General features: G+C 73.3%; 19 protein-coding genes. 13 read left to right on the forward strand and 6 right to left on the reverse strand.

The window, feature by feature from the left end; genetic code table 11:
• The first annotated feature begins 265 nt into the window (after positions 1-265).
• Both J2Z33_RS10740 and J2Z33_RS10745 read left to right on the forward strand, forming a co-directional pair.
• On the forward strand, positions 266-1297 hold the full coding sequence (locus J2Z33_RS10740; RefSeq protein ID WP_209840682.1) for a four-carbon acid sugar kinase family protein: 1032 nt from the start codon (positions 266-268) through the stop codon (positions 1295-1297).
• Positions 1294-2025 carry a FadR/GntR family transcriptional regulator gene (locus J2Z33_RS10745; protein ID WP_342454167.1) on the forward strand — a complete coding sequence of 244 codons (732 nt, stop codon included), beginning with the start codon at positions 1294-1296 and terminating at the stop codon, positions 2023-2025. The genes J2Z33_RS10740 and J2Z33_RS10745 overlap by 4 nt, the downstream gene beginning before the upstream one ends.
• Before the next feature lie 2 nt (positions 2026-2027).
• On the opposite strand, the gene J2Z33_RS10750 is transcribed toward J2Z33_RS10745, so the two are convergent.
• Genes J2Z33_RS10750 through J2Z33_RS10765 form a run of 4 tightly spaced genes read right to left on the reverse strand, consistent with a single transcriptional unit; the run spans position 2028 to position 6209 of the window.
• Positions 2028-3149 carry an iron-containing alcohol dehydrogenase gene (locus J2Z33_RS10750; RefSeq protein ID WP_209840684.1) on the reverse strand — a complete coding sequence of 374 codons (1122 nt, stop codon included), beginning with the start codon at positions 3147-3149 and terminating at the stop codon, positions 2028-2030.
• A 14-nt stretch (positions 3150-3163) separates the two neighbouring features.
• Entirely contained in the window at positions 3164-4072 is a 909-nt protein-coding gene (locus J2Z33_RS10755) for a dihydrodipicolinate synthase family protein (RefSeq protein WP_209840685.1), read from the reverse strand.
• Complete coding sequence (gene pdxA / locus J2Z33_RS10760; RefSeq protein ID WP_209840686.1) at positions 4069-5022, reverse strand: 4-hydroxythreonine-4-phosphate dehydrogenase PdxA; 954 nt, start codon at positions 5020-5022, stop codon at positions 4069-4071. Before pdxA ends, J2Z33_RS10755 begins: the two co-directional genes overlap by 4 nt.
• A complete protein-coding gene (locus J2Z33_RS10765; protein ID WP_209840687.1) occupies positions 5019-6209 on the reverse strand; it encodes a sialidase family protein in 1191 nt (396 codons plus the stop codon). Before J2Z33_RS10765 ends, pdxA begins: the two co-directional genes overlap by 4 nt.
• A 273-nt stretch (positions 6210-6482) precedes the next feature.
• Here J2Z33_RS10765 and J2Z33_RS10770 point away from each other — a divergent pair, with 273 nt between their 5' ends.
• From J2Z33_RS10770 to J2Z33_RS10820, 11 genes are all read left to right on the forward strand, one after another.
• Positions 6483-7346, forward strand: coding sequence for a DMT family transporter (locus J2Z33_RS10770; protein WP_342454168.1), 864 nt, complete (start codon positions 6483-6485; stop codon positions 7344-7346).
• Between the two features lie 37 nt (positions 7347-7383).
• Entirely contained in the window at positions 7384-8877 is a 1494-nt protein-coding gene (locus J2Z33_RS10775) for an ABC transporter substrate-binding protein (RefSeq protein WP_245218768.1), read from the forward strand.
• Positions 8878-8937: 60 nt separating this feature from the next.
• On the forward strand, positions 8938-9852 hold the full coding sequence (locus J2Z33_RS10780) for an ABC transporter permease (RefSeq protein ID WP_209840690.1): 915 nt from the start codon (positions 8938-8940) through the stop codon (positions 9850-9852).
• 10 nt (positions 9853-9862) lie between these two features.
• On the forward strand, positions 9863-10795 hold the full coding sequence (locus tag J2Z33_RS10785) for an ABC transporter permease (RefSeq protein WP_209840691.1): 933 nt from the start codon (positions 9863-9865) through the stop codon (positions 10793-10795).
• The gene (locus J2Z33_RS10790; protein ID WP_209840692.1) at positions 10788-12419 is read left to right on the forward strand and encodes an ABC transporter ATP-binding protein; all 1632 of its coding nucleotides are present in this window, start codon (positions 10788-10790) and stop codon (positions 12417-12419) included. Before J2Z33_RS10785 ends, J2Z33_RS10790 begins: the two co-directional genes overlap by 8 nt.
• 174 nt (positions 12420-12593) lie before the next feature.
• Positions 12594-13886 (forward strand): amidohydrolase family protein, encoded by a 1293-nt coding sequence (locus tag J2Z33_RS10795; protein ID WP_209840693.1) that lies wholly within the window; start codon positions 12594-12596, stop codon positions 13884-13886.
• Between the two features lie 38 nt (positions 13887-13924).
• A complete protein-coding gene (locus J2Z33_RS10800) occupies positions 13925-14905 on the forward strand; it encodes a BMP family protein (RefSeq protein WP_209840694.1) in 981 nt (326 codons plus the stop codon).
• Positions 14906-16270 carry an amidase family protein gene (locus J2Z33_RS10805; RefSeq protein ID WP_209840695.1) on the forward strand — a complete coding sequence of 455 codons (1365 nt, stop codon included), beginning with the start codon at positions 14906-14908 and terminating at the stop codon, positions 16268-16270.
• Between the two features lie 129 nt (positions 16271-16399).
• Entirely contained in the window at positions 16400-17920 is a 1521-nt protein-coding gene (locus J2Z33_RS10810) for an ABC transporter ATP-binding protein (RefSeq protein ID WP_209840696.1), read from the forward strand.
• Complete coding sequence (locus J2Z33_RS10815) at positions 17910-18959, forward strand: ABC transporter permease (RefSeq protein ID WP_209840697.1); 1050 nt, start codon at positions 17910-17912, stop codon at positions 18957-18959. The genes J2Z33_RS10810 and J2Z33_RS10815 overlap by 11 nt, the downstream gene beginning before the upstream one ends.
• Positions 18956-19897: an ABC transporter permease gene (locus tag J2Z33_RS10820; RefSeq protein ID WP_209840698.1), complete on the forward strand. Its 942-nt coding sequence runs from the start codon at positions 18956-18958 to the stop codon at positions 19895-19897. The genes J2Z33_RS10815 and J2Z33_RS10820 overlap by 4 nt, the downstream gene beginning before the upstream one ends.
• Before the next feature lie 361 nt (positions 19898-20258).
• On the opposite strand, the gene J2Z33_RS10825 is transcribed toward J2Z33_RS10820, so the two are convergent.
• Positions 20259-20606 carry an ABC transporter permease gene (locus J2Z33_RS10825; RefSeq protein ID WP_209840699.1) on the reverse strand — a complete coding sequence of 116 codons (348 nt, stop codon included), beginning with the start codon at positions 20604-20606 and terminating at the stop codon, positions 20259-20261.
• Positions 20607-20709: 103 nt separating this feature from the next.
• On the reverse strand, positions 20710-21153 hold the full coding sequence (locus tag J2Z33_RS10830) for an ABC transporter substrate-binding protein (protein ID WP_209840786.1): 444 nt from the start codon (positions 21151-21153) through the stop codon (positions 20710-20712).
• Between the last annotated feature and the right edge of the window lie 50 nt (positions 21154-21203).

Raw genomic sequence — 21203 nt, forward strand, 5'->3', positions numbered from 1 at the left:
CAGCCGTGCGCGGCGCGCGGCCCTGCCGTCCCATCCCGCCCGTCCGTCCAGGCCCGATGGCCGGCAGGCCTCGCCGCCGCCGGTCCGGGCTCGGACCGGCATGGGGCCCGGCCGCGCGATCGAGGCCGCCCCGCCCGGCCGGATTTGTCATCGCTTTGTCAGCCATGATGCGATCCCGCCCGCATCCCCTTGTATCGTCGGGCTCCACCCTTGATGATGGGCGGGAAAAGCGAATGACATCCTGCTTGGGGCCAAGCCTTTGACGGTGCAGCTAGCCATCCTGGCCGACGATCTAACCGGGGCGCTCGATTCGGCGGCGCCGTTCGCGGCGCGCGGCTGCCGGGTGGAGGTCGCCCTGTGGCCGGGCGCCACCGCGGGCGCCTGCGCGCAGGGGGCGGAGGTCGTCTCCGTCAGCACCCGCTCGCGCGAGCTGACGGCCGAGGAGGCCAGGGCCGCGACCGCCCGCGCGGCGGCCGCGCTGCCGCCGGGAACGCGCATCTTCAAGAAGATCGACTCGCGCCTGAAGGGGAACATCGAGGCGGAACTATCGGCGCTGGCCTTCTCCCGCGCGCTGGTGGTCCCGGCGATCGTCGATTTCGGACGGGTCGTGAGGAACGGGGCCGTGACGGGCTTCGGCGTCGATGGATCGATCCCGGTCGCGCCGGCCCTGGGCCGCTTCGCGGAGCGGTGCACGATCCCGGACGTGGGCAGCGACGAGGAGATGCGGGCGGCGCTCGACGGGGCAGGGGGCCTCGACCTGCTGGTCGGCGCGCGCGGGCTGGCCGAGGCGCTGGCGCGACGGGAGACGGGGACCAGGGAGCCGGTCGCGCCCGCCCTGGCCGGTCCGAGGGGGCTTTTCGTCGTCGGCTCGCGAGACCCGATCACGCTGGCGCAGGTCGAGGCCCTGCGGGACCGGGCCGGGGTTCTCCACGTGGCCGCGCCCAACGGGGTCTTCGACGCGCAGGCGATCCTCGCGGCGGAGGCGGACCTTGTGCTGGTCCAGGCCGTGCCGGGGGATCGCGCGCTCCCGCCCGCTGCTGTCGCGGCCAACCTGGCCCGGCATCTGCCGCCGCTCGTCCCGGCCTGCTGCGGCACGCTGCTCCTGACCGGCGGCGCCACGGCCGAGGCCGTGCTCGCCGCCCTGGGCATCGACCGCCTGAGCCTGCTGGGCGAGTGCCTGCCCGGCCTTCCGGTCGGTCGGTCGGGCGATCTCACGGTCGTCGCCAAGTCCGGCGGCTTCGGCGACGCCGGGACGCTCGCGCGCGTGGCCGACCTGATCGGGGGGGCGAGCCAGTGAGTCCCGCAGCCGACGGCCTGGGCCGAAAGAGCCTCGCCGACGTGGTGTTCGACCGGATGCACCGGGCCATCAAGTCCGGCGCCTACAAGCCGGACGAGCGCCTGCCCACCGAGCACGAGCTGTCCGCCGAGTTCGAGGTGTCGCGCCCCATCGTGCGCGAGGCGCTGCGCCGCCTGCGCGAGCAGGGGCTGATCTATTCGCGGCAGGGCGCGGGGAGCTTCGTCCGCTCCATCGGTCTCAAGCAGCCCCTGGGCTTCGGGCAGCTGGAGAACGTGTCCGACCTGCTCAACTGCTACGAGTTCCGCCTGACGCTGGAGCCCGAAGGGGCGGCGCTCGCGGCCGAGCGGCACCGGCCTGCGACGCTGGCCCCCATCGAGGCCGCGCTGGAGATGCTGCGCGACGCCACCAACCGGCAGTCGCACCGCGAGGACGCCGACTTCGAGTTCCACCTCGCCATCGCGCTGGCGGCGGAGAACACCTACTTCTCGACCGCGCTGGAGGCGCTCAAGGACCACATCGCGGTCGGGATGCGCTTCCACGGCATCTCGGTGAAGCGCGACAGCACAGGCCTGTCCCGCGTGTTCGGGGAGCACGCCGCGATCTTCGAGGCGATCCGCGCCCGCGACGGGGTCCGGGCGCGCGACCTGATGCGGAGCCACCTGACGGGCTCGCGCGAACGCCTGTTCGAGCGCCGGCGTCCCGCCGAGGGCGAGATGGTCGCCGAGTAGGCTCAGAACGCGGCCTGGTAGATGGAGAGGACGTCGCCCTCGCTCATGTCGCGGGGGTTGTTGTCCATCAGGCGGCGGATGCCGTGGGCGTCGCGGGCGAAGCGGGGAAGCTGGCCCTCGGTCGCGCCGTGGGCCTTGAGGCTCATCTCGACGCCGAGCCGGGCGCAGAAGCCGTGCGCGGCCCGGAGCAGGTCCTCGTCGGCGGTCCGCTCCACGAGGCCGAGGGCGCGGACGATCTCGGCGGTCTTTGCGGGGGCGACGGGCTCGTTGTAGGCCAGGACGTGCGGGAAGATGATCGCGTTGGCGAGGCCGTGCGGCAGGTGCAGGAGCGTGCCCAACGGATAGGCGAGCGCGTGGCCCGCCGCCGTGTTGACCGGACCGAGGCAGATCCCGCCGTAGAAGGAGGCCAGCATCATGCCCTCGCGCGCCTGGGTGTCCGAGCCGTCGGCGACGGCGCGGGCGAGAAAGCGGCCCACGAGGTCGATGCCCATGCGGGCGAAGCCGTCGATCACCGGATGGGCGTTCACGTTGGTGAAGGCCTCGACGCAATGGGCCATGGCGTCGATCCCCGTCGCTGCCGTCACCGCGGGCGGAACGGAATAGGTCAGCTCGGGGTCCAGCACCGCAAGGTCGGCGATGAGGTGCGGGCTCTCCACGGCGATCTTGGCGCCCTGTCCCGGATCGGTGACGAGCGCGCGGATGCCCGCCTCGGACCCCGTGCCGGCCGTGGTGGCGACCTGCGCCAGCCGCGTGCGCCGTCCGGCCACGCGGTTCGGGCCAGCCACGTCCCGAAGCCCCTGGTCGCCGTCCCAGAGAGCGGCCACGAGCTTCGCCACGTCGAGGACCGACCCGCCGCCGAGACCCACCACGAGGTCGGGCCGGGCCTCGCGCGCGGCGGCCAGGGCCGCCTCGAAGGTCGGGATGTCGGGCTCGCCGGGGATGGCGTCGAAGACGGCGACCCGGCCCCTGAGGCCCAGCCGGTCCACGAAGCCGGAGGTGTGCGGCGTCGCCAGGACGAAGACGCGGGCGGCGTCCTCGGCCCAGGCGCCGACGCGGGCCGAGGCGCCCGCGCCGATCTCGAGCCGCTTGGGCTGGTGCAGGGTGATGATGCGGGACTTGGACATGGCGGGACCCCTTCTCAGAGCGCTTCGAGACGGGCCATCTCGGCCCAGACCTTCTCGCGCTCGGGCTCGGAGAGCGGCGTGAAGGGCGGATGGATGTGGAGCCAGCCTCCGTCGCCCCGCCGACGGGCGAGCATGGTCTTGACGGTGGGGAGCTGGACATAGGCGTTGGTCAGGTTGCGCCAGGCGACGATGGTCTCCTGCGCCGCCTTGACCTCCTCGGACTTCGCGGGGTCGTCCCAGTGGTCGTAGACCACCCGCAGCTCGCGCGCGACGACGTTCGAGGAGGCAGTGATGCAGCCCGCCCCGCCGGCCTGCAGCACGGGCAGCAGCAGCGGGTCGGCCCCGGCGAGGACGCCGAAACCGGGGAAGCGGGCGGACATGGCCTCCATGTTCTCGATCTTGCCGTCGCTGTCCTTGATGCCGACCACCGTGTCGGGGAAGGCCTCGCGCAGCATGGCGATGAGCGAATGGCCGATCGGCACGCCGGTCAGCATGGGGATGTGGTAGAGCAGGACGCGCAGCCGGTCGTCGCCCACGCCCTCGATGACGCGGGCGTAGAAGCGGAACAGCCCCTCGTCCGAGAAGGCCTTGTAGTAGAAGGGCGGCAGCATCACGACGCCCCTGGCCCCCGCCTGCACGGCATGGCGGGTGAGCGCGACCGTGTCGGTCACGGAGGGAACCGAGGTGCCGGGAAGGAGCGCGTCGGCGGGGACGCCCGCCTCCAGCGCCGCCTCGAGCAGGTCCATCCGCTCGCGCAGGCCGAAGCTCGCGGCCTCGCCGGTCGAGCCCAGGAGGGCGACGCCGTGGCAGCCTTCGTCGAGGAGCGCCCGCGCGTGGGCCCCGAACAGCCGCAGGTCGGGCGTGCCGTCCTCCCGCAGGGGGGTGGCGGCGGCGCAGTAGACGCCTTCGATGGCGAAGCTCATTGGGCGCGTCCCCCCTGGACCAGCTTGCGGGCGTAGGCGATGGCCGCGTTCATGTTGCCGTGGTCGGCGAGGCCCTTGCCCGCGATGTCGAAGGCGGTGCCGTGATCGACCGAGGTGCGGTCGATGGGCAGCTCGACCGACACGTTGACTGCCGTGTCGAAGGCCACGAGCTTGATCGGGATGTGGCCCTGGTCGTGGTATTGCGCCACCACGAGGTCGAAGGCCCCCGAATAGGCGCGGTGGAACACCGTGTCGGCCGAGATCGGCCCCAAGGCGTCGATGCCCTCGGCCCGCGCGGCGGCGACCGCCGGGGCGATCCTCTCGTCGTCCTCGGTGCCGAAGAGGCCGTTCTCGCCGCAATGCGGGTTCAGGCCGGCGACGGCGATGCGCGGCGCAATGATGCCGATCCGCTTCAGATGCGCGTTCCCGGCGCGTATCGTCGCCAGCACCCGCTCGGGCGTCAGCCGCTCGATGGCCTCCCGCAGCGAGACATGGGTGGAGACATGGATGACCTTGAGCCGGTCCGAGGCAAGCAGCATGTAGGCCGCCTTGGACTCTGTGAGCGACCGCAGCATCCCGGTGTGGCCGTCGTAGTGGTGGCCGGCGGCGTTCAGCGCCTCCTTGTTGATCGGCGCGGTGACGAGGCAGCCGATCCGCCCGGCCTCGGCGTCGCGCACGGCCTTCTCGATGAAGCGGAAGGCCGCGTCGCCGGCGACGGGGGAAAGGCGGCCCCAGGGCAGCGGGGCGCCCTCGACCGGCAGGTCCACGACTTGGCCCGTCAGGTCCAGTTCGATCCCCAGCACGGCCCTTACCGCCTCCAGGGTCGGAAGGTTCCCGTAGATGCGGGTGCGGGCGCGGTCGGCCTCGGTCATCTCGGCCAGGGCGCGGACGCAGATCTCGGGGCCGACCCCGGCGGGGTCGCCCATGGTGATGCCGATGATGTCGCTCATGCCGAGCCTCCGGTTGTGGTCCAGCCGGGCGCGAGGCGGACGTATCTGATCGCGCGGCGGTGGTAGGTGTAGGCGATGTGGAGCGCCCCATCCGGCCCTTCGAGGAGCCAGGGATACGACATCTCCTTGTTGCGGCCGTCGGTGGAGTCGTTCGACGTGCAGGTGCCGGGGCCGTCCTCGATGACGATCCGGCGCGGGAAGCTGCGCCCCCCGTCCGAGGACAGGCAGACCGCCACCGGCGCGCGGGGCACGCCCCAGACCGGCGCGCAGCCCCCGGCCGGGTCGGCGTCGGGCCGGGCGTCGTCCTCGCCCAGCTCGTCGTAGAGCGAGGCGCGGCGGTCCGGGGAGGTCGCGGCGGAGGCGGGGTTGCAGATCACCGCGACCTCGCCCGAGGCGAGCCGGATCGCGGCGAGGGAGGAGTTGTTGTTGGGAACGTCGGTCGGCTCGGGCGCGGACCAGCTTCGGCCGCCGTCGAGGCTCTCGGAGCGGTGGACGAAGTCGGCCTGCCGGCGGCGGTAGAAGGCGGCGTAGCGGCCGTCGCCCAAGAGCACGGGGCTCATGTGGACCGAGCCGATGGAGCCCGGCACCTCCTCCAGCGCCCAGGTCGCGCCCCCGTCGAGGGAGACGCCGACCGCCGCCACGTCGTGGCTGCCGTTCCACCTCTGGCCGGGCCGCTGGACGCAGCGGAAGATCGGCAGGAGCCAGGCCCCGTCCCCGCGCACCACCACCGGCGCACGGATGAAGCAGCCAAGCGGCAGGTCGAGGAGCCGCCCCTCCTCCGCCGCGATCCGCGTCGGGTCCGCCGGATCGCGGTGGAGGCGGGCCATGCGGATGCGGCATTCGTCCTGGTTGCCCGCAGGCTGGGCCGTGTGGAACAGCCACAGCCCGCCGTCGGGCGCCGTGAAGACCACCGGGTTCTGCTCGGACCGCTGCGGATCGCCGCTGAGCGGCTGGGCCGGCCCCCAGGCCGAGGCCCCCGGCGGCAGGACCGAGGCGTGGATCGAGATGTCGGACTTACCCTCCAGCGTGCCGCCGAACCAGGCGCAGACCAGCGCCCCGTCCGGCAGCCACGCCAGGAAGGCGGCGTGGTTCTGCACCTTGGGCGAGGGCAGGAAGGCCTCAAGACGGCCGGGGTCCGTCTGGACCAGCGCGCCGGTCATGCGGGCGGCGATGTCGTCGGGTTCCATGCCGGGCTCCTCCTCCAGCGGATGGGCCGCACGTTCAACAGCCTCGCCATGTTGTCAAGTTGAAGTTGATGACATCGCTGGCCTTTGTCGAGGTTATGAGATGGAAAAGCGTTACGAAACATTATCTTGATGCCGAATCTGGAATAGCGACCCCGGCGAGGCGACGTAAGTGTTGACAAGATGGGGTCTCCTGTCCCATGGTCTGCCCGCCGGGCATGGAGGATGCCCGGAGCGGAGGAGCCTTTGACCCGAGACGTGGGAAGAACTGCGCCCGTGGCCCACGCGGTGGGTCTGGCGGCCGTGGCCGCCGCCTTGGCCGCCGCCGACGCGGCCATCGTCCGGGCGCTCGGCGGCTCGGTGCATCCCTTCGTGATCGGCTTCTTCCGCGCGGCCTTCGGCGCGCTCGCCGTCCTGCCCTGGATCGCCCTGCGGCCCGGCGTGCTGCGGACGGCCCATCCGCTGCGGCAGCACGCGCTGCGGGCGGGGCTGAAGCTGCTTGCCCTGGTCTCCTTCTTCGCGGCCTTCTCCCAGGGACCTCTGACCGACGTGACGGCCATCGCCTTCACCGCGCCGGTCTTCGTCGTGATGGGCGCCGCCGTGGTTCTGGGGGAGCGGCCGGGGACCGTCGCGTTCCTCGCCGTGCTGGCCAGCCTCATGGGGGCGCTCCTCGTGATCCGCCCGGGCGGCGGCCCGCCGGCGGCGGGGCTGGGCTTCGCCCTGGTGGGCGCGCTGCTCACCGCCCTCATCCAACTCATGCTCAAGTCCATGTCGTCCGGGGACCGAACCGACACGCTGGTCGCGTGGAACCTGCTGCTGACCGCGCCCATGGCCCTCGGGCCCTCCTTCCTGTTCTGGACCACGCCCAGCCTATCGGAAGGCGGGCTCCTGGCCCTCCAGGGCGTGCTCGGCGCGGCCTGCATGGCCTTCATGACCCACGCCTTCAGCCTCGCGGACGCCTCCATCGTGGCGCCGGTGGACTTCCTGCGGCTGCCCCTCGTCGCCGCCATGGCCTACGCGTTCTTCGGCGAGGTGGCCGGCCCCGCGACCTGGCTGGGCGGGGCCATCATCTGCGGATCGGCCCTGGCGGCCTCGCGCCTGGCGCGCGCGGCCCCGGCCCGGACCGCCAGCAATCTCTGATCGTCAACTGGGAGGAAGACGGATGCTCGGACGAACGATGACCTGGGGGGCCCTGCTGCTCGCCACAAGCCTGACCCCCGCCTGGGCGCAGGACGACACGGCCGTGACCATCGTGCTCAACGAGGAGGTGGACGTGCTCGAACCCTGCATGGCCACGCGCTCCAACATCGGCCGCGTGATCCTGGGCAACGTCAACGAGACGCTGACCGAGCTCGACGTGCGCGGCGACGGGGGCCTGATGCCCCGCCTCGCCGAATCGTGGGAGCAGCGGGAGGACGGGAGCTGGCGCTTCAACCTCCGCCAGGGCGTGACCTTCTCGGACGGCACCGCCTTCGACGCGCAGGACGTGAAGCACTCGTTCGACCGGGTCTTCGATCCCACCATCACCTGCGAATCCGCGCGCTACTTCGGCGGGATGACGGTCACGGCCAACGTGGTGGACGACCACACGATCGACTTCGTGGTCGATCCCGTGCAGCCGATCCTGCCGCTGCTGCTCTCGCTCGTGACCATCGTCCCGGCCGAGACCCCCATCGAGTTCGTCCGCGACCCCGTGGGCACCGGCCCCTACGCCGTCACCGAATGGAGCCCCGGCCAGCAGATCGTGCTGACCCGCCGCGACGGCTACTGGGGCGCGGCCCCGGCGGTCACGCAGGCGACCTACGTCGTCCGCACCGACCCCGCCGTGCGCGCCGCCATGGTCGAGGCCGGGGAGGCCGACATCGCCCCCACCATCAGCCAGGACGACGCCACCAACCCGGCGACGGACTTCCCCTACCTGAACTCCGAGACCGTCTACCTCCGGCTCGACGCCTCCCAAGCGCCGGTCAGCGACATCCGCGTGCGCCGGGCGATCAACATGGCCATCGACCGCGAGGCCTTCATCGGCACGCTGGTGCCGCAGGACGCGCTGCTGGCGACCGCGATCTACCCGCCCACCACGCAGGGCTGGAACCCCGACGTGCCCGTGCCGGCCTACGACCCCGAGGGCGCCAAGGCGCTCCTGGAGGAGGCGCGCGCCGACGGCGTGGCGGTGGACACGCCCATCACCATCCTCGCCCGCACCGCGAACTTCCCGAACGTGACCGAGGTCATGGAGGCCATCCAGCAGATGATGCAGGAGGCGGGCTTCACCGTCGAGCTCCAGATGGTCGAGGTGGCCGAGCACGAGGTCTACTACTCCAAGCCCTACCCGACCGACCGGGGCGCCTACATCATCGCGGCGATGCACGACAACCGCATGGGCGACCCCAGCTTCTCGGCCTACTTCAAGTATCACTCCGAGGGGCGGCAGTCCGGCATCTCCGACCCCAAGGCGGACGACCTCATCACCCGCGCCTCGGCGGCCACCGGCGAGGAGCGCGCCCAGCTCTGGTCCGAGCTCCAGGCCTACGTCCACGACGAGGTGGCGGCCGACGTGCTCCTGTTCCACATGGTCGGCTTCGCCCGCGTGGCCGAATCCATCGACTGGACGCCGACCATCGCCACCAACTCGCAGCTCCAGCTCTCCGAGATCGGCTTCCGCAACTGACGCCCCGGGCGCGGGGGGACGGCCTCCCCCCGCGCCGCCCTTCCCTGGGAACGCCCCGCCATGCTGACGTTCATCCGAAAGCGCTCCTTGGCCAGCCTCGTCTCGCTGGTGGGGCTCGTCGTCCTCGTGTTCTTCCTGTCGCGGCTGACGGGCGACCCCACCGACCTCTACCTGCCGCTCGACGCCACCGACGAGATGCGGGCGCGGTTCCGAGAGATCTACGGCCTCGACGATCCCCTCCTCGTCCAGTTCGGCCGCTACGTGGGCGACCTCCTGCGGCTCGATTTCGGCGACTCCATCCGCAAGGCCCGCCCCGCCATCGAGGTCGTGCTCGAAGCCTTCGTCTGGACGCTCCAGCTCGCTCTCGTCACCATGGCGCTGGTGACGGTGGCGGCCATCGTCGTGGGCTCGCTCGCCGCCTTCCGCGTGGGGGGCTTCTTCGACCGCGTGTCGGGCATCCTGTCCCTGGTGGCGGCCTCGGCGCCCGACTTCTGGATCGCCATCGTCGCCATCGTCGTCTTCGCCGTGGGCCTGGGCTGGCTGCCCACCTCGGGCACGGGGACGCCCTGGCACTGGGTCCTGCCCATCGCCGTCCTGTTCATCCGGCCCTTCGGGCTCATCGTGCAGGTCGTGCGCGGCTCGATGATCTCGGCCCTGTCCTCTCCCTACGTCAAGACCGCGCGGGCCAAGGGGCTGCGGCCCCGCAAGATCATCTTCGTCCACGCGCTGCGGAACGCCATGCTGCCCGTCATCACCGTCATCGGCGACCAGGCGGCCTCGCTCCTCAACGGCGCGGTGGTGATCGAGACGATCTTCGGCTTCCCCGGCGTGGGCAAGCTGATGATCGACTCCATCCTCCAGCGCGACTTCACCGTGGTGCTGGCCTCGATCATGGTCACGGCGCTGGCGATCTTCCTGATGAACCTCCTGATCGACCTGGCCTACGCCACCCTCGATCCCCGCATCCGCCACTAGGGAGCCCGCCATGAGCAACGCCCCCGCCGTGACCGAAGGAACGGCCCTCCCCGCCGAGCCGAGCGCGCCGCGCCGGTTCCTGCGGATGCTGTGGGCGGACAAGTTCGCCCTCGCCGCCCTCCTGTTCCTCCTGCTCGTCGTCCTGATGGCGCTGCTCGGCCCGGCCCTGCTGGGCGACGTCGCGCAGAAGCAGAACCTGCGCGGGCGCAACGCCCCGCCCTTCGAATGGGCGCGCGGCTGGCTCTGGTGGATGGGCGCGGATTCGCTGGGCCGGCCGCTCCTGGCCCGGATCATCGTCGCCGCCCGCAACACCGTCGCCATCGCCGCCGGGGCGGTGCTCGCCTCGGCGCTGGTCGGCACGACGCTGGGGCTGGTCGCCGGCTACGCCTCCCGCCGGGTGGGCGAGGCCATCATGCGTCTGGCCGACGTCATCATGTCCTTCCCCTCGCTCCTCCTCGCCGTGATCGTGCTCTACGTCCTCGGCCCCTCGGTGACCAACGTCGTCCTCGTCCTCGCGATCACCCGCATCCCCGTCTACCTCCGCACCACCCGCGCCGAGGTGCTGGAGATCCGCGAGCGGATGTTCGTCTCGGCCGCCCGCGTGATGGGGGCCTCCCCCCGCCGGATCGTCCTGCGCCACATCCTGCCCGTCGTCCTGCCGACGCTGACGACCCTCGCCACGCTCGACTTCGCCTATGTCATGCTGGCCGAGAGCGCGCTGTCCTTCCTCGGCATCGGCATCCAGCCGCCCGACATCACCTGGGGCCTGATGATCGCCCAGGGCAAGGAGCACCTGACCCGGGCGTGGTGGCTGTCCTTCTGGCCGGGCCTCGCCATCATCCTGACCACGCTGTCGCTGAACCTGCTGTCGAACTGGATGCGGATCGCCCTCGACCCCACCCAGCGCTGGCGCCTTGAGATGAGGGGGCGTCCCGATGCCTGACCACCTGCTCGAAGTCCGCGACCTGTCGGTCGAGTTCCATACCGCCGGCGGCGTCGTGAAGGCCGTCCGGGGCGTGAGCTGGCACGTGGACCGCGGCGAGACCCTGGCCATCCTGGGCGAATCCGGCTCGGGCAAGTCCGTCTCGACGGCGGCCATCCTCGACCTGATCGACATGCCGCCGGGCCGGATCACCTCGGGCGAGATCCTCTTCGACGGCCGCGACCTGCTCCGGCTCGGCGCGGCCGCGCGGCGCGACATCAACGGCCGGCGGATCGCGATGATCTTCCAGGACCCGCTCAGCCACCTGAACCCGGTCTATCCGGTCGGCTGGCAGATCGTGGAGACCATGACCGCCCATGGCCTGCCCGGGGCCCGCGCGCGGGCCGAGGCCCTGCGCCTCGTCACGCGGGTCGGCCTGCCCGACCCGGCGGGCGCGCTGCGGAAGTATCCGCACGAGTTCTCGGGCGGCCAGCGCCAGCGCCTGATGATCGCCATGGCCCTCGCCATGAAGCCCGACGTGCTCATCGCCGACGAGCCCACGACCGCGCTCGACGTGACCGTGCAGGCCGAGGTGCTCCTCCTCCTCAAGGAGCTCCAGCAGGAGACCGGCATGGGCGTCGTCATCATCACCCACGACCTCGGCGTCGTGGCCGAGATCGCGGATCGCGTGGTGGTGATGAACGCCGGCGAGATCGTGGAGTCCGGCCCCGCGCGCGAGGTCTACCACGACCCCCGGCACCCCTACACCCGCAAGCTCATCGGCGCCGCGCCGGGCAAGGGCGAGATGCACCCGCCGCTCGCCCGCGCCGAGCCGGTGCTGAGCGTCCGGAACGTCCGCAAGGCCTATGGCACCTTCACCGCCCTCGACGGCGTGAGCCTCGACCTCATGCCCGGCGAGACGCTGGCCGTCGTGGGCGAGAGCGGCTCGGGCAAGTCCACGCTGGCCCGCGTCCTGCTCCGGCTCGACGAGCCCGACTCCGGCGAGGCGCTCTGGAAGGGCCGCGACCTCTTCCGCCTCTCCCCGGCCGAGCTCTTCGCGCTCCGCCGCGACCTCCAGATGGTGTTCCAGGACCCCACGCAGTCGCTGAACCCCCGCATGACGGTCGCCCAGCTCATCAGCGAGGCCTGGGCGATCCACCCGCGGATCCTGCCCCGGGACCGCTGGCGGGCCCGCGTGGCCGAGCTGCTGGCCCAGGTGGGCCTGCGGCCCGAGCACGCGAACCGCTACCCGCACCAGTTCTCGGGCGGCCAGCGCCAGCGCATCGCCATCGCCCGCGCCCTCGCCCTCGAACCCGAGCTCATCATCTGCGACGAGGCGGTGTCCGCGCTCGACGTGTCGGTGCAGGCGCAGGTGATCGACCTCCTCGACCGGCTGCGCCGCGAGATGGGCATCGCCTTCATCTTCATCGCCCACGACCTGCCCGTGGTGCGCGACTTCGCGGATCACGTCATGGTCATGCAGCGGGGCCGCGTGGTGGAGCACGGGACCGTGCGCCAGGTCTTCGACTCCCCGCGCGAGCCCTACACCCGGGCGCTGCTCGCGGCGGGGCTCGACCCCGACCCCGACGTGCAGGCCGCCCGCCGGGCCGCCCTCCGCACCGAGCGCCGGGCCGCCGGCGCCTGACGGGCGACGGCGACGGCGGCGGTCAGCCGGGCCTGACGCCCAGCCCCTCGGCGCGCTCCCCCGCCGGATCCAGGAGATCCCTTCTGGACCGCCGCCCGGCGTCCCGGACCGCCGGCTTGACCCCTGGAAAGCACCTGCTAGCCTCGGCCCAGGGGACAGGGAACGAAAGGCACCATGCTGGATCTCATCCTGCGGAACGTCCGCCTGCCCGACGGGCGCGGCCCGCTCGACATCGCCATCCGCCAAGGCCGCATCGCCGCCCTGGAGCCGAACCTCGACGCCGACGCGCCCCGGGTCATCGACGGCGGGGGCCGCCTCGCCAGCCCACCCTTCGTGGACCCCCACTTCCACATGGACGCCACGCTCTCGCTCGGCCTCCCCCGCCTCAACCGCTCGGGCACGCTCCTCGAAGGGATCGCCCTCTGGGGCGAGCTGAAGCCCATCCTCACCCCCGAGGCGGTGATGGAGCGGGCGCTGCGCTACTGCGACCTCGCCGTGGCGCAGGGCCTCCTGGCGATCCGCACCCACGTCGATGTCTGCGACGACCGCCTCACCGCGACCGAGGCGCTGATCGAGGTCCGGTCGCGGGTCAAGCCCTACATCGACCTTCAACTGGTCGCCTTCCCCCAGGACGGCCTCTACCGCTCCCCCACCGCCGAGGCGAACCTGCTCCGCGCCCTCGACCTGGGCGTGGACGTGGTCGGCGGCATCCCCCACTTCGAGCGCACCACCGAGGACGGCCGACGCTCCGTCACCCGCCTTTGCGAGCTCGCGGCCGAGCGCGGCCTCCCCGTGGACCTCCACTGCGACGAGAGCGACGACCCCCTCAGCCGCCACATCGAGACGCTGGCCTTCGAGGCGACGCGCCTGTCCCTGGGCCCTCGCGCCGTGGGCTCCCACTGCACCTCCATGCACAGCATGGACAACTACTACGCCACCAAGCTCATCCCGCTGATCGCCGAATCCGGCATCCACGTCGTCCCCAACCCCCTCATCAACATCACCCTCCAGGGCCGCGCCGACACCTACCCCCGCCGCCGCGGCCTCACCCGCATCCCCGAGCTGCGCGCGGCCGGCGTCAACGTCGCCTTCGGCCAGGACTGCACCATGGACCCCTGGTATCCGCTGGGCTCCGCCGACATGCTGGAGGTCGCGCACATGGGCGTCCACGCCGTCCCCATGACCTCGCGCGAGGCGATGCGCTGGGCCTTCGACGCCGTGACGGTGAACGGCGCCGCCGTCCTGGGCCTGCCCGACCCGACGCTGCGCGTGGGCGGCCCCGCCACGCTCGTCGTCCTCCAGGCCCGCGACCCGATCGAGGCGGTGCGCCTCAGGGCCAGCCGCCTCTGGGTGATCCGCGAGGGCAGGGTGCTCGCCGCCACCGCGCCCCGCGTCGCCCATCTCTCCCTCGACGGCCGGCCGGCCACGGTCGATCCGGCCGACTACGCGCCCCAGGCGCTCGACTGAAGAAGAAACGACCGACCCGACAGGAAAGGACCACCCCGATGCCGATCCACCCCACCCGCCGCCGGCTCCTCGTCGGGGGCGCGGCGCTGCTCGCGCTCCCCACCGTCCTCCGCGCGCAAGGCACGCCCCCCCTCCGCGTCGCCGCCGTCCATGCCTCGCCGGTGGAGAACGCCTGGAACAGCCGCGTCCACCTCGCCTTCCAGCAGGCCGCCGAACGGGGCCTCATCGCCTACGAGTTCTCCGAGGGCGTCGCCGCCACCGACTACCCCCGCGCCATGCGCGAATACGCCGAATCCGGCGCGCGCCTCGTCTGGGGGGAATCCTTCGCCGTCGAGAACGAAGCGCGCGAGGTCGCCGCCGACTACCCCGACACCGCCTTCCTGATGGGCTCCTCCGGCGGGCCGTCGGGCGACAACTTCGGCGTCTTCGGCACCCGCAACCACGAGGCCGCCTTTCTCGCCGGGATGCTCGCCGGGGCCATGTCCCAGTCGGGCCGCTTCGGCTCGGTCGGCGGCTACCCGATCCCCGAGGTGAACCTCCTCATCAACGCCTTCCGCTTCGGCGTGCAGGAGACGCGGCCCGACGCCACCTTCTCCAACATCTTCATCGGCGCCTGGTTCGATCCCGCCAAGGCCAAGGAGGCCGCCATCGCCCAGATCGACGGCGGCGCCGACATCCTGTTCGGCGAGCGCATCGGCACCGCCGACGGCGCGGCCGAACGCGGCGCCAAGGCCATCGGCTCGCTCATCGACTACACGCCGCGCTATCCGGGCACCGTCTTCGCCAACGCGCTCTGGAACTACGGCCCGACCATCGAGGCGATCGTCGCCGACGTGCAGGCGGGCAATCCCACGGGCCGCGACTACACCGAATACTCCTTCATGCGCCACGGCGGCAGCGAGCTGGTCTTCGTCCCCGAGGAGGTCCCCCCCGAGGCCGTCGCCGCGATGCAGGCCCGCGAGGCCGAGATCAGGTCCGGCGCCTTCGAGGTCCCCATCGACGCCGACGAGCCCGCCTGAGTGCCCGACCGCGCGGGCGACGCCACGGCCCTCGCCGCTGCCATCGGGCGGGGGCAGACCACCGCCGCCGCCGCGCTGGAGGCGGCGCTCGCGGCGGCCGACCGCCTCGCGGGCCTCGGGGCCGTCGCCCGCCTCGCCCCCGACCTCGCCCGCGCCCGCGCCGCCGCCCTCGACCGCGCGCCGCCCTCCGCGCGCGGCCCCTTCCACGGCGTCCCCTTCCTCGCCAAGGACCTCGGCTCCCACGCGGCGGGCCTCGCCCCCGCCGCGGGCTCCCCCGCGCTGCGCCGCCGCCTCTCCGACCCCGACACGGACAGCGACCTCCTCGCCCGCCTCCACCGCGCCGGCCTCAACACCTTCGGCCTCACCACCACCCCCGAGTTCGGCCTGTCCCTCGTCTCCGAGCCGCCCGGCGCGGCCCCCGCCCGCAACCCCTGGGCCCCCGATCTCACCCCCGGCGGCTCCTCGGGCGGCGCGGCGGCGGCGGTCGCGGCGGGGATCGTCGCCATCGCCCACGCCACCGACGCGGCAGGCTCCATCCGCGTCCCCGCCGCCGCTTGCGGCCTCGTCGGCCTCAAGCCCTCGCGCGGGGCCATCCCCGGCGGCCCCGACTTCGGCAACCACCTCCTGGGCCTCGCCGCCGAGCTGGTCCTCGCCCGCTCCGTCCGCGACGTGGCCACCGCCTTCGGCATCGCCGCCGACCCGCTTCCCGACCGCGCCACGCCGCCCCGGCCCCGCGTGGCCCTCGTCCTCCCCGCCGCCTGCGGCCCCGACCAGGCCGCCGCCGCCCGCGCCGCCGCCCAAGCCCTCGCCCGCGACGGCTGCGACGTGACCGAGATCCCGCCCCCCGCCGCGCTCGCGCGGGAGGCCGCGCGCCTCGCCCGCCTCGTCCTGTCCGTCGCGCTCGCCGACTGGCTCGACGCCCTCGCCGTCCCGCCCGGGGAGGTCTCCCCCCTCGCCGCCGCCACCGCCGCCGAGGGCCGCGTCCTCCCCGGCCCCGCCGTCCTCGCCGCCAGCCGCGACCTCCTGCGCCTGTCCCACCGCGCGGCGGCCCTGTTCGGGAACGCCGACGCCCTCCTCCTCCCCGTCCTCTCCGGCCCGCCGCCCCGCGTCGGCACCTTCGACGCCGCCACCACCCCCGACGCCCGCTTCGCCGCCATGGAGCGCCTCGCCCCCCTGGCCGCCCTCGCCAACGCGGCGGGCCTCCCGGCGCTGGCGCTCCCCTTCGGCACGGCGGACGGCCTCCCCCTCGGCGTGCAGCTCCTCGGCCCCTTTGGCGCGGACCGCGCGCTCCTCGCCCTCGGGCGGCGGCTCGAACGCCTCGCCCCGCCGCTGGCCTTTCACCATCCCGTCGCGGGGCTGCCATGACCCGCATGGGCGCAGGGTTCACGGGCGCAGGGTTAACGAATCCCTGCCAGCGAACGCTCGGGCCCCGATTCGCGCAACACCCCCCTGGGCCGTGCTAATGTGCGGGCATCGGAACAGACAGGAGCCCGCATGACCCCCGCCGCCCTCGAACTCGACAGGATCACCAAGCGATTCGGCCCGCTCGTCGCCAACGACGCGGTCAGCCTGTCGCTGGCCCAAGGCGAGGTCCTGGCGCTGCTGGGCGAGAACGGCGCGGGCAAGACGACGCTGATGAACATCCTGTTCGGCCACTACCGGGCCGACGAGGGCGAGGTGCGCGTGATGGGCCGCCCGCTCCCGCCCGGCCAGCCCCGCGCCGCCATTGCGGCGGGCGTCGGCATGGTCCACCAGCACTTCACCCTCGCGGGGAACCTCACGGTCCTCGACAACGTGCTCATCGGCTCCGAGCCGCTCCTGCGCCTCCGCTCCCGCCGCGCCGAGGCCCGCACGCGCCTCCTCGACCTCGCCGCTCGCTTCGGCCTCCCCGTGGACCCCGACGCCCGCGTGGCCGACCTCTCGGTGGGCGAACGGCAGCGGGTCGAGATCCTCAAGGCCCTGTATCGCGACGCCCGCATCCTCATCCTCGACGAGCCCACCGCCGTCCTCGCCCGCCCCGAGGCCGAGCGCCTGTTCGGCACCTTGCGCGGCATGACGGGGCAGGGGCTCTCCATCGTGTTCATCTCCCACAAGCTCCACGAGGTCATGGCCGCCTCCGACCGCGTGGCCGTCCTGCGCGCGGGCCGGCTGGTGGCCGAGCGCCGGACGACCGACACCACCCCCGCCGAGCTGGCCGAGCTGATGGTCGGCCGCCGCGTCGCGCGCCCCCGCCGCGCCGCCCGCGCGCCGGGGCCGCCCGTCCTGACCGCCGACCGCGTGACCGTCGTGGAGAAGGGCGAGACCCGCCTCGACGCCATCTCCTTCGAGGTCCGCGAGGGCGAGATCCTCGGCATCGTCGGCGTGTCCGGCAACGGCCAGGCGACCCTCGGCCGCCTCCTCTCGGGCCTCGCCCGCCCGTCCACCGGCGCGCTGGCGCTCGGCGGCCGGGACATGGCCCGCCTGTCCCCCCGCGCCCTGGTGCGCGAGGGCGTCGGCCGCATCCCCGAGGACCGCCACGCCGAGGGCGCGATCGGCGAGCTCGCGGTCTGGGAGAACGCGATCCTCGAACGCGCCCGCGACCCCGCCTTCGCCCGCGCGGGCCTCGTGCGCCGCGCCGCCGCCCGCGCCTTCGCCGCCGATCTCATCGCCCGCTTCGACATCCGGGGGGCCGGCCCCGACACCCGCACCCGCCTCCTGTCGGGCGGCAACATGCAGAAGCTCATCCTCGGCCGCACCCTCGCCATGAACCCCCGCTTCGTCCTCGCCAACCAGCCCACGCGCGGCCTCGACGAAGGCGCGATCGCCGCCGTCCACGCCCGCCTGCTGGAGGCGCGCGAGCGGGGGGCCGCCATCCTCCTCATCTCCGAGGAGCTGGAGGAAGCCCTGGGCCTCGCCGACCGCCTCCAGGCCATCGTCAAGGGCCGCCTCTCCGACCCCATCCCCGCCGAGGAGGCCGACACCCGCCGCCTCGGCCTCCTGATGGCCGGCGTCTGGGAGGTGCCCCATGCGGCTTGAGCGCCGGACGCACGTCCCCTTGGCGGCCGCCGCGCTCGCCCCCCTGGCCGCCGTCGGGCTGGCGCTCCTCCTCGCCGCCGGCCTGATCGCCGCCGCCGGGGTGAGCCCGCTCGCCGCCTACGCCGAGCTGCTGCGCGGCGCGCTGGGCTCCCGCCTCGCGCTGACCGAGACGCTGGCCCGTGCCACGCCCCTGATCCTCACCGGCCTCGCCGCCGCCGTGGCCTTCCGGGCGCGCGTCTGGAACATCGGGGCCGAGGGCCAGTTCTACGGCGGCGCCCTCCTGACCGCCTGGGCGGGGCACGCCCTCCTCGCGGGGGGCCCCCCCGTCCTCGGCGTCCCGGCGCTCCTGCTCCTCGGCATGGCCGCCGGCGCGTTGCTCCTCCTCGGCCCCGTGGCGCTGCGCCTGTCGCTCGGCGTGGACGAGGTGGTGACGACGCTGCTCCTGAACTTCGCCGTCCTCCTCTTCGTCGGCCTGATGATCGAGGGGCCGCTCCGGGACCCCCTGGCCTTCGGCTGGCCCCAGTCCGTCCCCGTCGCCTCCGACCTGCGGCTCCCCGACCTCGTGCCCCGCTCACGGCTCCATGTCGGCCTCCTCGTCGCGCTCGCCGCCGCCGCGCTGGTCTGGGCCGTCAACGCCCGCACCGTCTGGGGGGCCGAGACGCGGGCCGCCGGCCTCAACCCCCGCGCCGCCGCCTTCGCCGGCGTGTCGCTGCCCCGCACCCTGCTCGGCGTCGCCGCGCTCTCGGGCGGCCTCGCCGGCCTGGGGGGCGCGACCGAGGTGCTGGGCGTCACCGGCTCCGTCACCACCAACCTGTCCCCCGGCTTCGGCACCGCCGGGATCGTCGTCGCCATGCTCGCCGGCCTCCACCCCGCCGGGGTCGTCGCGAGCGCCGTCTTCCTCGCCACGGTTTTCGTCGGCGCCGACGCCATGAGCCGCGCGACCGAAGTCCCGTCCTTCATCGCCGATGTCATCATGTCCGCCTCGCTCCTCGCCATGGTGGTCGCCCTCCTCCTCGTGACGCACCGGGTGGCCCGATGAGCGACGCCCTCGACCTCCTCTGGACCGCGAGCCTCTGGGCCGCCGTGCTCCGCATCGCCACGCCGCTGATCTTCGGCACGCTGGGCGCGCTCCTGTGCGAACGCGCGGGCGTCCTCAACCTCGGGATCGAGGGGATCATGACCATGGGCGCGATGGTCGGCTGGCTGACCGTGCACCTCGGCGGCGATCTCTGGACCGGCCTCCTCGCCGCCGCGCTCGCCGGGGCCGCGCTCGGCCTCCTGCACGCGGCGCTGACCGTGCCGCTGGGGCTGTCGCAGCACGTCTCGGGCCTCGGCATCACGCTCTTCGGCTCGGCGCTGGCCTACTACCTCTACCGCCTGCTCGTGGAGGTCGGCGACCTCCCTCCCACCATCGAGCCCTTCCAGGCGATCCGCGTCCCCGTCCTGTCGGACCTGCCGTTCCTCGGCCCCGTCCTCTTCTCCCAGGCCGCGCCGACCTACCTCGCGCTCCTTTGCGCGGGCGTGCTGGCCTTCGTCCTCGCCCGCACGCCGCTCGGCCTCGCCCTCCGCATGACTGGCGAGAACCCCCATGCCGTCGAGGCCCAGGGCCTGAACCCCGTCCGCCTGCGGGTCGGCGCGGTGGTGGCGGGCTCCGCGCTGATGGGGCTCGGGGGCGCGTTCCTCACGACGGCGGCCTTCAACAGCTTCTTCCCGACGATGGTGCAGGGGCGGGGCTGGATCTGCATCGCGCTGGTGGTCTTCGCCTCCTGGCGGCCGGGCCGGGCGCTCCTCGGCGCGCTCCTCTTCGCGCTCTTCGACGCCTGGCAGCTCCGGCTTCAGCAGGCGGTGCCCGGCGTGCCCTACCAGCTCTTCCTGATGGCGCCCTATCTCCTGTCCATCCTCGCCCTGGTCCTCGTCGCCCGCCGCGCCCGCGTCCCCGAGGCGCTGATGGTGCCCTACCGGCGGGGCGAGCGATGACGCGGGCCGCGCGGATGGGCTTCTGGCCTCGTCAACGCGACGTCGATGCGGGCCCGGGGGGCAGGGGGAAGGAGGAACGTGCCCTCCAGTCCCGGCGCCACGCGGTCGGCGAAGGGCGCGGTGAGGTTCGGGCCGTGCCTCACCGCGATCCCCATGATCGCGAGCTGGTGGCAGATGTCGAGGCCGGACACCGGCTCGTCGAGGTGGGGCCAAGCGGGCCTGCCGCCGCGCCGAGGATGGCGTTGACGATGCCGATCCCGACCGACACGGCCACTGCCGCGCCAGTGGTGGCAGCCATGGCCAGGATCGCCCCGGTCCTGAGGCCCTCCACCGGCACGCCCGGGTGCCCCGCCACCGTCTCTCACAGGGCGAAGGCGTCGAGCCCGTGCGCGAGGAGGGGCGTCAGCAGGATGATCGGCCCGGCGATCCGGACCCTGGCCCCGCCCAGCCCCATCATCGAAATCGCGGCGAGCCCCGCGCCCACGTCGACGAGGCCCGGATCGCCCAGCGAGTTGCGGGAGAGTCCCAGCATCACCGCGCCGTTCGCCCCCATCGGCATCCCCAAAGTCAGCCGGGGCAGGCGCACATCCCACAGGATCACGCGCTCGCGCAGCATCACCGCCTTGCCCCGCGCCATCTGGCTCAACGCATCCCACAGCGAGGTCCCCGAGGCACCGGTCGCGAGGCGGCCCACCGCGACGGCGAGCATGAGGACAAGTCCCCACCGCAGCCGGCGCGCGCACCTCGCGCGGGTCGGCCAGCGGGGACAGGCTCAGCGCCTCAGCCGCCATGTCCGCCGCCCCTGTCCATCATCAGGATCGCGTCCGGCGCTGCTGCCGCGACCGCCTCGTCGGAGAGCGGCTTGTAGCCTTCGACGTCTTCAGCGCGTTCACGCCGCCCGCCAGGGCGATGATCCCGTCGGTGGCGGTGCCTCGGCTCCCGCCCATGATCCGCCGGCCCTGCACCGAGAGCACGAAGATCACGCGCGGCCGCTCGACCTCCGGCGTGGCGGCGGCCTGCGCCTTTGCAAGCTCGGCCTCGACCTCGGCGGCCAAGGATCTTGGCCGGTCGGGTACGCCCAGCGCCTCGCCCACGACGGCGATCTTCTCCAGCAAGCCTGCGCCTTCGGCGGCCTCGGGCACCTCCATCCAGGGGATCTCGGCCGTCTGCATCAACTCCACCGTCTCGGCCGGCCCGGCCCCTGCCTCAGCGAGGATCTGCTCAGGCTCAATCGACAGGATGCCCTCGGGGTTCAGCCACGGACATAGCCCACGTCCGGCAGCGCCAGGAGGTCGGGCGGAAAGGT

The organism is Rubellimicrobium aerolatum (assembly GCF_017872975.1).
Taxonomy (GTDB): domain Bacteria; phylum Pseudomonadota; class Alphaproteobacteria; order Rhodobacterales; family Rhodobacteraceae; genus Rubellimicrobium; species Rubellimicrobium aerolatum.